The 14,186-nt window shown below is 35.1% G+C and carries 13 protein-coding genes; 4 read left to right on the top strand and 9 right to left on the bottom strand.

Going from position 1 to position 14,186, the window contains the following annotated elements; genetic code table 11:
• Positions 1 to 16 precede the first annotated feature (16 nt).
• From MKY37_RS14070 to MKY37_RS14055, 4 genes are all read right to left on the bottom strand, one after another.
• Positions 17 to 2,371, bottom strand: a complete 2,355-nt coding sequence (locus MKY37_RS14070; protein ID WP_340778058.1) for an ABC transporter permease — start codon at positions 2,369 to 2,371, stop codon at positions 17 to 19.
• Between the two features lie 620 nt (positions 2,372 to 2,991).
• Complete coding sequence (locus MKY37_RS14065; protein WP_340778055.1) at positions 2,992 to 3,525, bottom strand: hypothetical protein; 534 nt, start codon at positions 3,523 to 3,525, stop codon at positions 2,992 to 2,994.
• 9 nt (positions 3,526 to 3,534) lie between these two features.
• Complete coding sequence (locus tag MKY37_RS14060; protein ID WP_340778054.1) at positions 3,535 to 3,999, bottom strand: hypothetical protein; 465 nt, start codon at positions 3,997 to 3,999, stop codon at positions 3,535 to 3,537.
• A gap of 28 nt (positions 4,000 to 4,027) precedes the next feature.
• On the bottom strand, positions 4,028 to 4,573 hold the full coding sequence (locus MKY37_RS14055; RefSeq protein WP_340778051.1) for a helix-turn-helix domain-containing protein: 546 nt from the start codon (positions 4,571 to 4,573) through the stop codon (positions 4,028 to 4,030).
• 123 nt (positions 4,574 to 4,696) lie between these two features.
• On the opposite strand from MKY37_RS14055, the gene MKY37_RS14050 reads away from it, so the two are divergent.
• From MKY37_RS14050 to MKY37_RS14035, 4 genes are all read left to right on the top strand, one after another.
• Positions 4,697 to 4,936, top strand: a complete 240-nt coding sequence (locus tag MKY37_RS14050) for a PLD nuclease N-terminal domain-containing protein (RefSeq protein ID WP_340779936.1) — start codon at positions 4,697 to 4,699, stop codon at positions 4,934 to 4,936.
• Positions 4,933 to 5,838, top strand: a complete 906-nt coding sequence (locus MKY37_RS14045; protein WP_340778050.1) for an ABC transporter ATP-binding protein — start codon at positions 4,933 to 4,935, stop codon at positions 5,836 to 5,838. Before MKY37_RS14050 ends, MKY37_RS14045 begins: the two co-directional genes overlap by 4 nt.
• Entirely contained in the window at positions 5,835 to 6,623 is a 789-nt protein-coding gene (locus MKY37_RS14040; protein ID WP_340778048.1) for an ABC transporter permease subunit, read from the top strand. The genes MKY37_RS14045 and MKY37_RS14040 overlap by 4 nt, the downstream gene beginning before the upstream one ends.
• 250 nt (positions 6,624 to 6,873) lie before the next feature.
• Positions 6,874 to 8,013 carry a SpoIIE family protein phosphatase gene (locus MKY37_RS14035; protein WP_340778046.1) on the top strand — a complete coding sequence of 380 codons (1,140 nt, stop codon included), beginning with the start codon at positions 6,874 to 6,876 and terminating at the stop codon, positions 8,011 to 8,013.
• A gap of 106 nt (positions 8,014 to 8,119) precedes the next feature.
• Here MKY37_RS14035 and MKY37_RS14030 read toward each other — a convergent pair whose 3' ends face one another.
• The 5 genes from MKY37_RS14030 to MKY37_RS14010 form a co-directional block, all read right to left on the bottom strand.
• A complete protein-coding gene (locus MKY37_RS14030) occupies positions 8,120 to 8,977 on the bottom strand; it encodes a CheR family methyltransferase (protein WP_340778044.1) in 858 nt (285 codons plus the stop codon).
• 12 nt (positions 8,978 to 8,989) lie between these two features.
• Positions 8,990 to 11,779: a CHASE3 domain-containing protein gene (locus MKY37_RS14025; RefSeq protein WP_340778041.1), complete on the bottom strand. Its 2,790-nt coding sequence runs from the start codon at positions 11,777 to 11,779 to the stop codon at positions 8,990 to 8,992.
• Positions 11,780 to 11,959: 180 nt separating this feature from the next.
• A complete protein-coding gene (locus MKY37_RS14020; RefSeq protein ID WP_340778040.1) occupies positions 11,960 to 13,216 on the bottom strand; it encodes a DUF4179 domain-containing protein in 1,257 nt (418 codons plus the stop codon).
• Positions 13,213 to 13,713: a sigma-70 family RNA polymerase sigma factor gene (locus MKY37_RS14015; RefSeq protein WP_340778037.1), complete on the bottom strand. Its 501-nt coding sequence runs from the start codon at positions 13,711 to 13,713 to the stop codon at positions 13,213 to 13,215. The genes MKY37_RS14020 and MKY37_RS14015 overlap by 4 nt, the downstream gene beginning before the upstream one ends.
• Positions 13,714 to 13,973: 260 nt before the next feature.
• On the bottom strand, positions 13,974 to 14,129 hold the full coding sequence (locus MKY37_RS14010; RefSeq protein ID WP_340778035.1) for a hypothetical protein: 156 nt from the start codon (positions 14,127 to 14,129) through the stop codon (positions 13,974 to 13,976).
• Positions 14,130 to 14,186: the final 57 nt, after the last annotated feature.

Genomic DNA, 14,186 nt, shown 5'->3' with positions numbered 1-14,186 from the left:
TGTCTTTTCAGCACTTCTAACTTCTTAAAACGACAGATAAATCATCTTTTACGGCTACCCTACAGGACACAAATATTGTAAAGCCAACTACTACAATCAGCGCTAGCGGACATAGCAGCCAAGTCTGCCATACAACATGAACAAATTCAATTTTTGCAGCTCCCATAAAGGACATAGCCATACTAACAAGAAACTCCCCTAAATAATTCGAAAACAGCACGCCAAGTATGATTCCTAATATCAGGACCATCAAAGTTCCTGCCATATATTGATGACTAATATTTTTTGAAGTTAGACCCGTACTTCGCATGATTGCAATCTGAGACATATCCTTGGATAATAACATTCGAAGGAATAATGCCGTAATTAATACAGCTATAATAATCGCGATGGCGAATCCGCCTATCACTACGGTACCCATCTGCTCTATGATATTTCCAAGTGTCTGATGCGTATATTCTTTGATATTATTGACCTGAGCTGTGCTATAAGCATTCTGGTAGTAGTCCATTTTCACCCGATTTTCAGCACCATCAGCCAAATCCAAACTCACAATATACCAAAGAACGGCCTCTTCATTTACTCCAAGACTCGTATGGGCCTTTGCTGTTTTTCCACCATTTGTAATATCCTGATAAATACCCGTAACCGTTAAAGTCTGTTCTTCCTCGCCAATCTTGACTGTTATATCATCTCCTACTTTCTTGTTTAATCCGTCTTTTGCGGCATTGGCAAAGGAAAGTGAGATCTCTGCTTTACCCTCCGGTGCTCTTCCTTCCAGATAATTTAATGGAAATACGGAAAAATCTCCAGTTTCAATATTATTGTAGTCCCAAGAACCTTCCCTATTTTTAACCTGGTAGGAACTTGTGATATAAGCAGCATACTTTTCTATATCCGAATCATTTTTCAGCTCTTCCTGCAGCTTTTTAAAATCTTCTGTAATACGATCAGTCCTTCTAAGATCTATTCGCATATCGGATTTCCCTATTCCCATGTAAGTGGAAAATTCCGGTGAATTCATCGTGTTATAGATATTTACAGGAAGTATGGCAATAAACGTACATACGATAAAAATAACAAACAGCAGCCTGTATAGTTTGAATCGTTTCCATACATCCCTTAGTCCCATATAAATATTAGTGCTGAAAATTTTGTTTTTCAGCAGCGGAAAACTGTACTTTCGATTCTTTCCATGTTCCATAGAATCTTTCCGCAATGCTTCCACCGCAGAAATCTTATCAATTCGTTTCAGTACTTGTTTGCTGTACATCACAATCATGAAATATACAAATAAAGGTGCTATAAGAGTTAGTACATATTTCAAGTTTCCAGATAAATCCGAAGAGATATAAAGTCTCATATTACCGTTCAACAGATTTACCGCTACAAAGGAAAGTAAATAACCGATAATACCAGCAGCTATTGAGATAACTCTATATTTGTTAAGATAGACCTTTTTTATATCTCTTTTGGATATCCCAATTGCTTTCATAACACCAATTTCTTTAATATCCTCATCAAACGTTGCCAGAAATGTAAGTCTGATACAGAGTGTAGCAATCACAATAAGCAGAATACTAATAAATATAATAACAAGTGCAACTGCCAAATCTGACATGGCATTAAACATCGTAAATATCTTACCTTCCATTATAGGCCCGTTTGCCGGAAGACCTGCTTCGTTATAGGCAGTCTGAACAACCGCAGAATCCCCTTTTTCATTCAGCTTGAATTCGATTAGATATTCTAGTTCGCCTGCCTGCATTTTAAGCATTTCATTATAGTCATTTTGATTTATCACAAACCGTTTAGAGGAAGTAATGGAAGAGTTCATCTCAAAATCTCTTGCATAATCTGAAATGATAAGCTCTTTCTCATACCCGCCACTTTTCACCGTAATCGTATCACCTATTTTTAAATCACATCGTTCCATGAAATAGATGGGAACCGCAACGAAACCTTCCCTTACATCCAACTTTTCATTATCCAGGTCCAAAATAAAATCAATATTCTTATTCTGTATAACAAATGAAATATCCTGTATAGTTCCAGCCATCGTTTGATTTTGAGCAAAATGAATATCACTTCCATCTATATTTTGAAGAACCATCGTCTCCTGCATAAATATATGATCTCGGTATTCTTCTGTGAAATGGTCGATGTCTGCCTGGTCATATTCTCCGGCATGCATCACAGTAATGTCAGCTGGTACTGCACTCTCCTGAAAGTCTGACACCCCCTGAATCAGATTAGCAATATTATTAATGGCACTGGCCGCCATAATAACGGACATAGTGATAAACACAAATATGGACACAGTTAAAAACTTATTCTTAATGAAATCGTTTTTCACAATTCTTAAAAACAAAATTCCCGCTCCTTTCTCCTATAGAATTTTTCTGTTTTTTTATAAATACAATTTTTCTAACTTTCATAATAATCATACGATACTAAATTATGAAATTAACGCTCTAGAGCCTAATTATCCACTAAGGCGACAGCCCTATTTTAGTAAGTTGACTAGATGTAGAAATTATTGACATCCAAAAAAAAGAAGCCTTCCAGAGTTTTAAACTCATGAGAAGCTTCAGTTATATGATGATGAAAAATCTGCCCTAGTTCAACTTTTGGACAGGCAATTCTTTATTCTTTTATCTCGATTACACGAATCCTTTTGTAATCAGCTATCCAATTACTGTCTTTACAAGTTTTCTAAATTATTCTGAACCTTTGTTATTATGTAGTCTTTTTTATCTCCATCAATACCTTCAAACATTTGACTGCCGAACATTTCAATCAAATTCTTTAATCTATTTTCACCGTCTAATAGAGTTGGGCTATCTAAGTGCTGGGAAGTTCCTTCTATAAGTCTTCATATAAAGAAAGACCTCTCTCCAATTTAATAATGAAGAATTAGCTTTAATGGAGTTTCCAAGTATTATGTAAAAAAGCCCCCGATCAGTTCAGTAAATTGATTGGAGTCTTATTTTAGTTTTCGTCATTCCAAAAATCATCTTTAAAAAATGGCTCTAGCTTTGTTTCTCTAAAAAAATGTTTCATATGAGGTATGTTAATGTCCGCATTCGGCTGTAAAACTTCTTTCCTAAGTCGATTACACCAAATAGGGTCTAATTCTGGAAACCTTTCTTCAAACGATATTAGTTTCTCGTCCTCCAAATGAATAAAAAACCATACAATAAATGCATACATAATCGGAAAATCTCGTTGAATTTCCTGATGATATGTGACAAATGCTTTTATATAGTGATGAAATTCATGCCATTTTACATCTCCAAAACCACCGACAAACTTACGTTTATGCTGAGGGGTAAACGAAAAACTACTACCAGCATGCCAAGTACCAAGTTGCATCGTAAAAGCTGTAGTTGCACTTCTTCTTACTTCCATGTCCAGATCATTTAAATATAAATCATAGCGGTCATATGGAGGTACCATACCAGTATGAAAACCACCTACACCAACTCCAGTTAAAGCCGCTTTTACCTTTTCTATTATCGTCATAATTCACCTCTACCTTTGTTGGACATAATGCATTAGTTCTGTTCTGTACTTGGCAATTTCCTTACTCGGATTCGGATATAATTCAAGTAATAGCTGCATTAAATCAATCATGCCCTCCCTTGAATGCCCTAGCTTATAACGTACTACAGCAAGCATTGCACGAAATGCTTCCGAATCATGAAATTTCCCTATGCCATTATAGAGTATTTGTTCTGCCTCTTCATACCGATGAAGTGAAAAATAATTAAAACCAAGATCCATATAAGCTTTTTGCTTTAATTCCTTTGGTAACTCTAGTTCAATGGCTAACTCATAATACTTGATGGCCTTATTTGCATTGTCTAGAACACTATAATTCCATCCACATTCAAAATATATACGCCCATCTTTATCAGGGATACTTTCTAATATTTTTATAGACTCTTCAATCTTTCCGTCTCGTCGCATTTCTATAGCTTGTTGAAGTTGTTCCATAATTATTACCTCCCTCGCAATTACTACTTCATGTATCTGGAATAATTGTAACCGCTATTGTTCGCACAGGGGTATCTTTTTCATTTTGGTCCTTCGTAGAATGGTAGTATTTAGTTAAGATTTCTTTTAGCTCATTTTGAAAATTTAGGAAGTCTCCATCATTCATTTTTAATTCCACTAAAGAAAATGTCGCTCCATCAGGAGAATCGTTCGTTTCTTCTATTTTCTTTAAATAATTTTGATATTGAGTCATTAGTGATAATTGATAAAAGGATACAAAATCCAGTTTTTCTTGTTGTGACGCTTGATTCCATTCATCTTGGTCAAGTTTCAGCTTCTCTTCATTTAATACATAATATTTCTCAGATACCGACTTCACCTTTTTTTCCTTTATTACACGAATTATTTCGGAGTCCAATAACACTTGTATATGTCTGTAGAGTGTTGCTTGTGGCACATCTTTAATGATTTTGACCATTTCTAATGGTGTTAGTCCATCTTCTTTATTCCTTAATAATGCTTGAGAAATTTTCATTCGTACTGGATGCATTAGAACTTCAACTTTATTTAACATTCTATCCCCTCACTTAGTTATTCTTATTCTCATTATAAAGAATAAGAATAACTAGTGCAAAAAATAACTTATCATGTTATCATTATCAATAATGAAAATGAAATTATTGAAGGAGTTGGGATTATGCAATTACATTATGGAATAGATGATTTAAAGGACTTTGATTTAATGTCGTTTCTACCTATTGTACTTCCAGTTATTTTAGTAGGATTCATACTTGCAATGGTGGCATTAATAGATTTGTACAGAAATAAAAGCAGAAGGAATAATGTACTCATATGGACGCTAATAATAATTTTTGGCAATACAATTGGACCTATTCTGTATTTTGTTATAGGAAGAAAGGATAGTGAGCGATTTTGAAATTGGAAATCAGAAATGTAAAGAAAACTTTTAAAAACAAAACTGCAGTCGACAGCTTCTCGATGGAGCTACAATCAGGAGATTGTGTCGGACTAATCGGACCGAATGGAGCTGGGAAATCGACGCTCATTAAAATGATCGCAGATATTATTAATCCAGACACTGGTGAAATACTCTTAAACGGAAAAAAAATTTCTTCGATGAAAAAAGAAATTGGATACTTACCACAATATCCAAACTTCTTTCATTGGATGACAGCTAGAGAGACACTTATGTTCATGGGAAAACTTTCGGGACTAAGTAAAAATGTATTAACGAGCTCTATTCCAATCATTTTAAAAAAAGTTGGATTAAGCAAAGAGGAAGACACGAAAGTAGGTACATTTTCAGGAGGCATGAAACAACGACTTGGAATTGCTCAAACTTTACTACATAAGCCTTCCCTCATTATTATGGATGAGCCAGTTTCTGCCTTAGACCCTATTGGTCGAAGAGAAGTATTAAACCTTATTCAAGAAATAAAAAAGGAAACAACGATTCTACTATCAACACATATTTTAGGTGATGCACAAGAAATCTGTGAGAGATTTATAGTTATTAAAGATGGATTGAAAATTGAGGATACATCAATTACTGAACTACTTCAAAGAAATGGTGACAATAAATTAAATATAGAGATTACAGAGAAGGATCAAAAATGGATTGGCATTGTAGAAGAATTACCTTACGTGAAAGGCATAGAAGTAATTGGGAATAAGCTAAAGGTGAAAGTTGAAAACCTTGAAACTAACAAAAACTTATTACTAAGTCATGCACTGAAGCATAATGTAAATATCCTAAAGTTTGAAATCGGAAACGATACATTAGAAGAAATCTTTTTGAAATTGGTGGTGGAAAAATGAATAGCTTTATAGTCCTCGTAAACAAAGAATTTACCCAGATGATACGAGATTTTAAAATCATTTGGCTGCCGCTAGTATTTATCTTATTAGGCATTACACAACCTGTAATGACATATTACTTACCTACCATATTAGAAGCTTTAGGGAGCGGTCAAGGCATTACGATTGACCCTAGTATGACTGCTCAGCAAGGTGGAGAGATTTTAGCTGGAACGTTAGCTTCACAATTTGACCAACTAGGAATTATGATTATCGCAATCTCTTTGATGGGGATTATACAAACCGATAAAGCGAACGGAATGCTAGCCTTTATATTAACCAGACCTGTAGCGGTTCGTTCATACGTAGGAGGCAAAATTGCTTCTAACTATATTTTTACTGCATTTAGTATTACTGTTGGGTACCTTGCATCCTATCTATACGTGAATTTTCTATTCACAAATGTTGCTGTTTCCGATATGCTCATAGGCCTATTATTTTATCTTGTCTGGGTTCTTTTTATAGTCTCGTTTACAACTATGATTAGCACTCTTATAAATAGTCCCGGCCTTATCGCATTAATTTCCATTGCGTGTTTAATAGCTTGCAGAGTTATTGTGGGCTTAAGTTCAGTCATAGATTTAGTAAACCCTGCTAGTATGAGTATGTATGCTATGGAAGTACTCATAACAGGTTCTGTAAATTCAAACGCAATAGGCAATCTAGCGCTAACCTTTCTTTGTGTGATCTTGGCAGTATTTGTAACAAACTATTGGATTTCCAATAAAAAATTCAGTAACGAATGATAGGAGACTAAAATAGAAATGGTACGTCCATATCACCAATTTTGTGTTAGGTAGCGAGTTCCTATTAGCGTTAAATTGGACACCTTGATACAAGTATATTGAACAAGATTTTAAATTGAAGTATTTAATCATCTTTAAAACATACCGTATCTGTGTATTCTTTTGTATAATAAAGAGATAATGAGTTTAGCTATTATTTTTAAATAATAAAATACAAAACTATCTTTTTAAATACAGGGGGAAATAACCAATGACGATTCTACTGGTAGATGACAATACAGTCAATCTATTTGTAATAGAAAAAATATTAGATAGCGCTGGTTATAAAGATACTGTACCACTAACATCGGCTCAAATGTTATTTGATTATTTACAGCTGGACAACCCAAATCCAACCTTTAATTCGGTGGATTTAATCTTACTAGACATTATGATGCCCGAAATTGATGGCATTGAGGCTTGTAAACGCATCAAACAAAATGAGCGATTTAAGGATATCCAAATTATTTTTGTAACAGCACTAGAGGATAAAAACAAATTAGCTGAAGCTCTTGATATTGGTGGAATCGATTACATAACTAAGCCAATAAATAAAGTAGAGCTATTAGCACGAATTCGTGTAGCCCTTCGTTTAAAGGCAGAACTTGATTGGCATACACAGCATGAAAACAAAATTCAATACGAACTAGACTTAGCTACACATGTCCAAAGAAGTCTTTTAACTCCTCCCTTTAAAGAAGAAAAGATTCAAATAGAAGTATCATACCTCCCCTCCTTTAATCTTGCGGGGGACATGTACTATTGGCATAAAATAAGTGAACATCGATATGCAATCGTTTTGTTGGACATGATGGGACATGGTATTTCTGCTTCCCTAGTATGTATGTTTATATCCTCTGTATTAAGAGAATCTATTAAGCAATTAGTAGATCCCGAACTTGTTATAAAGGAGTTAAATCGCTATATGCTTGTTTTACATAACGAGAAGATTGGAATTCCTTATTATTTTACAGCCATATATATGGTAGTAGACACAGAACTGAAAACAATAGAGTACGTGAATGCTGGTCATCCACCGGGATTTGCACTTGTCGACGATAACAAAATGATTCCAATAGATAAAGGAAGCTGTGCCGTCGGATTCTTTGATGAGATAGAGGTAAAAAAAGAGGTCATTACGTACGAGAAAGATATACAAATTATATTGTATACAGATGGCGTTTTAGAAGCAATGGGACCATGTGAAATAGAATCAGAAAAGCAGCTTGAACATTTAGCTTCTAAAAAGTGGAACCAATCACAGTCACTGATTGATAACCTATTAACAAAAGATAAACAAACGGCTCAACCAGACGATATGTGTTTGTTAATGATTAAATCTAAGAAATAATATAAAACGCAAGAATGTTGAAAGAACAACATTCTTGCGCTTTTTATTTTATAATTTATTGGTAAATAGTTTCCTATGAGTAGAAGTTTCCTACTTCTTAAGCCCATTATCTAACCCTTTGATAAATACGTTCGTTGCCTGCTATTTCTTGATAATTTTCCATGGTTTGAGAGAATCGGAGCGTTTCTTTGTCCCCCAACCCGAGGAAGCCCTTAGGACTTAAACTCTCATAGAACAGATGTTGTACCTGCTCCTGAAGCTCTGAAGTAAAGTAAATAAGGACATTTCGGCATATAATAACATGAAACTCATTGAACGATTGATCTGTCACTAGGTTATGCTGTGCAAAGATAATGTTTTCTAGTATCGACGGGTGGAAATAAGCATATTGATGATCTGCTTTATAGTACTCAGAAAATGCGTAATTTCCCCCAGCAAGCATATAGTTTTTTGTATATGCTTGCATTTTCTGGATAGGAAAAGCTCCTTTGCTAGCCTTTTCTAATACTTGTTCATTCATATCTGTCGCATATATGACTGTTTTGTCCTTGAGTCCCTCTTCTTCTAACAAAATTGCCATGGAGTATACCTCTTCACCCGTCGCACATCCAGCATGCCAAATACGAATCTCTGGATACTCACGAAGAATAGGTACTACTTCTTTTCTAAAAGCTTTGAAGAAGCTGGGGTTACGAAACATTTCTGTTACGTTGATAGAAAAATCATTTAGCATTTGTTCTAAAAAATCCTCTTCATGTATCACCTTATCGAGTAAACCTGTGATCGTCTCAAGGCCATTAATATTCATGCGATTGTGAATACGACGAGAAATGGAAGATCGATTGTATTTCCGAAAATCGAATCCTGATAAGCGATAGATTGCTTCTAGCAAGAAATCGATTTCCATGCCTTCGTATTGTATATCTACGGCTTCAAGTTCCATATTTTCACATTGCTTGTCCATCTTATAACTCCCTTAAGATACTAACCATACTCGAAGTACAGAGAATAGTTGATCTAGATTTAGCGGTTTACTGATGTAGTCAGAAGCACCAGCTTCCAGACACTTATCTCGATCATTTTTCATTGCTTTGGCTGTTAAAGCTATAACAGGCAATTCTTTAAATTGTAGATCATTTCTAATTCTAGACATCGTTTCATATCCATCCATATTCGGCATCATGATGTCCATTAATACAATATCAATTTCGGCTTCACCCTGTAGTATATCCAAACATTCGATACCGTCTTTAGCTATAAGAGTATTCATACCCCTTCTTTCAAGGGCTGTTTTAAGAGCATATATATTACGGTAATCATCATCAACGATTAAGATGTTTTTGTCTTGGAAGACATTCGAATGATCATGCAAAGAAGCTAACATTTCATTTTTTTCTTTTATTTTGTGCTCTTGCATATCTAGACTAGCGAAGTCTGGCACAAAATCTGTGAGCGGCTCCAATGATACATGTGTGGCAGCTACTTCTGAATAACCTATATTTAGATGTTTATCTAAAATAAGGCCGTTTGGTAAACTGGGAACAATCAGTTTAAATATGCTACCTACACCCTCTTCACTTTGAAGAGTAATCCAGCCACCAAGGAGCTTAGCAAACTCTTTACAAATAGATAAACCAAGACCTGTTCCGCCATACTTACGAACAGTTGCGCCATCTGCTTGCTGGAATGTTTCAAAGATAAGCTCATGCTTGTCTATCGGAATACCGATGCCAGTGTCGGCTATCGATACTTCCAACCAATCTTTACTTATTGCTCTCATTTCCTCTGTTTGCAATTGGCTATCAATTTGTTTAATCGTTAAAGCAACGGAACCTTGTTTAGTGAATTTAAAAGCATTTGATAGAAGATTTTTTAAAATTTGCTGAAACCTTTTTTCATCTGTAAAGAAAAGGTCTTTTACATCCTCCGCTTTGAAAATATGAAATTCTAAATCTTTCTTCTGTGCAACAGGTGAGAATACATGCTCCATATGTACAGGTAATTCACTTAAATTCACTTCTTCAAATAGAACTTCGAATTTACCTGCCTCTACCTTAGAAAGATCTAATATATCATTTATTAATGAGAGTAAATCTTCCCCTGAAGAATGTATAACATTTGCAAACTCCGCATCCTCATCTGCTAAACGCCCTTGAGCGTTTTCTGCTAGCATTTCCGAAAGTATGAGGATACTGTTCAAAGGTGTTCGGAGTTCATGAGACATATTCGCAAGAAACTCTGATTTATAGTTTGAATGTAGTGTAAGTTGCTCTGCCTTTTCTTCTAATTCTTGTCTAATTTTCTCTAGCTCTTCGGTTTTTGTTTCCGCATCCTTTGTTTTTTCTTCTAATTGTTCATTAATTTGTGTTAATTCTTCCGTTTGCATTTGAAGCTCTTCGGATTGAGTTTGTAATTCTTCAGACTGTACTTGTAATTCCTCTGTCATTGCTCTGGATTCGTTTAATAGTCGAACAATTTCCATACGTCCCATTACACTATTAATGGACAATCCAAAGGTTTCCACAATTTGTTTTACTAAGTCCTGCTGTAGCTTACTATATTCATACATGGTAGCAAGTTCCATCACTGCAATGACGTCCTCTTCAAACAATATAGGAACAATAAATATACTACGAGGGGGTACCTCCCCTAAACCTGTAGATATATAGCGATAATCTTTTGGTATTTCATTAAATACAAAGCTATGTTTCTCTTGTGCACACTGTCCAATCAAGCCTTGCCCTAAACGAAAACTTTCTCTTCCTATTTCCTTCTGAGGAGGAGAAGTATCGGCAAAGGATGCTTTCTTGATGAAATAATTCTCGTGATCGTTTGTTTCTCTTACATAAAATGCACCAAATGAAGAGTTGGTCATTATAGCTATTTCAGACATAAATACTTTTGCAAGTGCGTCTATAGAAGCAACGCCCTGATATTTTGTCACAATTTCAGCTAGATTTGTTTGTAACCATTCTCGGTCATCCAAGTTATCCAATAGCTCATTTGTTGCATTTGCAAGCTCGTTTATTTCATCATTAGTGTTTACATTTATTCTTTCTTTGAGATCACCATTTTCAGAAGCAATTTTTTTTATGGTTTGCGCTACTTCATTAATTGTTCTCACAATCGATTTGGAAACCTGGTTTGATATTGTTATCGCAATTATAGAAACAGCAAGGAGTAGTCCAAATAATCCTACAGTTAATGTATTATTTTGCCTATCTAACTCCTCAGCTCTAACTTGTGCAATTTCTCTTTCAGATTCTCGAAAGTCATTAAACTGGATTCTTATAGACTGCATATATTCGCGACCACGATCATTTGCATAGAATTCTTGAATAGCAGCATCATTATTATCCCTTTTAAGTCTTATCGCATTTTCCCCAGCCTCAGCTATCCATAGGTCAATTGTTTCTCTTACCACTTGGAGTTTTTGTTGCTGATCTGGTTTGTCAGCCATTAACTGATACAGTTCCTCGAATTCAATCTGCCACTCACCCGCTGCTTTATAGTAAGGCTCTAAGTAGATTTCATTCCCTGTAATAATAAATCCTCGCTGACCTGCCTGCATGTCCATCACGAATTTTTCTACGTTATTTGTCAATGTTTCTACTTCGTTATTATATTGAAGGAGATAATTTCTTTCTTGCTGAAGTGAACGAATTTGATTGTTCAATATAATAACGGAAGCAAATAAACAAATAATAATAATGATGTATCCGATGGTAATCTTAGAACGTATACCAAACTTCCATTTATTCTCCATTTAAATCCTGCCTTTATTTTATATTTTCTATTTTAATACTATATTAAGTGGCAGTAGAATAACAGAGTTTCCTACGAACTGAAACATGTTATTTGGTAGATTTTATACGGAGCTGGTACAAGTAGTCTGCAATATAAAAAAAGATGTTCAAAAAGGTTCTCCTTTTTGAACATCTGCACCTTATTGCAATGGAATATTCAGTTCGATATTTTTTCCAATAGGATTGGAATAATAGTTGATATATATTTTTGCTTTGCCATCATACTCTTCAAATTGCGTCGTCTCAGTTACATACTGCTCATCTCGTGAAACATTGCCACCCATAACTCCTAACTTCGTACCATCTTCTTTTACAGCATCAGCTAGTATCAAAAACCTACCCTGTTCCCCTTTATTTATAGCAACTGATACATCTTGCTGCGCAACGGAGACATCCCAAGGGAAATAATCAGGCTTCGAAAGTACTTCTTTTGTGCCAAAATCCACTTCGATAAAATCCTCTCCCTTTGGAACGGCATGAACAGCTCCAATTATAACCTTGAGTGACTCTGGATCATCGAAATAATTACTTTGCAAATAGACCGTATATTTACCTTCACGAATATTACCGTGTGTTGTAATGCCTTGTCTAATGCTATCTCTTCTCTCACCGCTCTCCGTCACGACTGCAATATCATCGAGCGCTAATATTTGCATTGTATTCGCTTCGTCTATTTCAATATCGAGAGCCACTTTTAATGGAGATCGGCGGATTTGTGTAATCGTAAGATTCTGACCATCGACATCTACAATACGATTCGCAGCAATTATTTTTTCTTCTGCGATTTCATTTTGTAGTGTAAACGGTACCGTAATTTCAATTTTCCCCTTCACTTTATCATTAAAATGAAAAACAGCTTTAAAATCCTTTGATATATAAGAAATGGGCTCTGAAAAGTTATATTCTACTGTTGAAGAGATATGTGTTTGATCACTTACATTCTTGATAAATGTATTGTTACCTTGTACTTCATCGTCTCCTTGGAATAATTGAACTTCTTCCAAATTTAATTTGGAAATATCAAATGAGGCATCCGCGTCATAGAAAAGTACAAATCCCGAATAATCTGCAATCACGCCTTGCAATGTAAGTGATAAGCCACTTTCGGAACGCATCTCATTGATCTCCTCATAGTAATGATTATCTACAACATCTTGTATCCCTTTATCCATTCTAACCGCCGTAACAATTGCTTCAAAACCAGGTATTTTTTCAACATAACTAGCAATAGTAGGAGAAACGCGAATTGAATATAAAATACTTACGCAAAACAAAGCAACTATTGCAACCGAAACAATGCGCTTCTTTGTTCTTTCTTCTTGCTGAACTTTACGAAACGTTTCCATTCGAACATGTTGTAGTTTCTCCTTCGGGACGTCAATCTGTAATTTACTCATAGCCAGTCCTCCTTTTCTCCAGCGAAGTTTCTAAGCTTCTTTAGTATGTGATGAAGCTTAGACTTTACAGTGCCCTCAGGAATTCGATTTAGCTCCGCAATTTCTTTGTTTTTTAGTTGCTGAAAATATTTCATATAAACGAGTTGCTGCTCAGATAAGGATAAATGTTCCAATAACCTCTCCATATCTGAATAGATGACCCATTCAAACAGGTGATTTTCCTCAATTGGAACGGTTAGTTGTCGTTTTCGTAAATGATCTTTACAACAATTGATCAAGACACGCACGAGCCATGTTCTGGCGTATTCATGCTGCTTGACGGTATGCATTTTTTTAAGCGCCTTGTAAAAAAGCTCCTGCATAACGTCTAAAGCATCTTGCTCATTTTTCATATATGTAAAAGCAATGCGATATAAAATTTCTTCATCCTTTTCAATTAGTAAAAGTATCGCTTGTTGATCACCACGAATAGCACGCTGCACGATTTCAAAATCCATCCTTTCGCCTCCTTCCCCCATTAGACGCGACGATTCTTTGTTTCGTTCAAATATTTTAATTTTTTTGTAAACCATCTTATACTTTATTTAACTGAGTCAATTTCATATTACTTATTTTAACTAGAAAGAGGAATAATTTTATGTTTTATATCTTAACCGCGGTCATTACCTTGCTAACCCAACAATCGCAGATACAAATATTTGGGTAGCCGCTCAACAAAACAAGGCATAATTAAAAATCATTTTGCAATAGAAAAAGCTCACAATTCGTGGGCTTTTTCTATTGCAAACTTAATACCAAATTCAATTAATATCGTACCTGTTAGCCCTTCGTTGGATGCGAATATAATCGAAAATGTAAGTACATTGTTGGCAAACAAACTTACGGAAAAGAACTGGAATTTACTATTTTTCACTTGATTGTGTTAGCAAAATATTAGCATCCATTTAGGTAGTCTTTTTTACACTTTACT

Source organism: Psychrobacillus sp. FSL K6-2836, from assembly GCF_038003085.1.
Taxonomy (GTDB): domain Bacteria; phylum Bacillota; class Bacilli; order Bacillales_A; family Planococcaceae; genus Psychrobacillus.
This window is presented reverse-complemented; position numbering and strand designations above follow the sequence as displayed.

Bases quoted from the DNA above. Each gene is read 5' to 3' on its own strand.
- MKY37_RS14035 (WP_340778046.1), top strand. From the start codon at position 6,874: ATGACGATTCTACTGGTAGATGACAATACAGTCAATCTATTTGTAATA.
- MKY37_RS14040 (WP_340778048.1), top strand. From the start codon at position 5,835: ATGAATAGCTTTATAGTCCTCGTAAACAAAGAATTTACCCAGATGATA.
- MKY37_RS14025 (WP_340778041.1), bottom strand. From the start codon at position 11,779: ATGGAGAATAAATGGAAGTTTGGTATACGTTCTAAGATTACCATCGGA.
- MKY37_RS14015 (WP_340778037.1), bottom strand. From the start codon at position 13,713: ATGGATTTTGAAATCGTGCAGCGTGCTATTCGTGGTGATCAACAAGCG.
- MKY37_RS14050 (WP_340779936.1), top strand. From the start codon at position 4,697: ATGCAATTACATTATGGAATAGATGATTTAAAGGACTTTGATTTAATG.
- MKY37_RS14030 (WP_340778044.1), bottom strand. From the start codon at position 8,977: ATGGACAAGCAATGTGAAAATATGGAACTTGAAGCCGTAGATATACAA.
- MKY37_RS14060 (WP_340778054.1), bottom strand. From the start codon at position 3,999: ATGGAACAACTTCAACAAGCTATAGAAATGCGACGAGACGGAAAGATT.
- MKY37_RS14020 (WP_340778040.1), bottom strand. From the start codon at position 13,216: ATGAGTAAATTACAGATTGACGTCCCGAAGGAGAAACTACAACATGTT.
- MKY37_RS14055 (WP_340778051.1), bottom strand. From the start codon at position 4,573: ATGTTAAATAAAGTTGAAGTTCTAATGCATCCAGTACGAATGAAAATT.
- MKY37_RS14065 (WP_340778055.1), bottom strand. From the start codon at position 3,525: ATGACGATAATAGAAAAGGTAAAAGCGGCTTTAACTGGAGTTGGTGTA.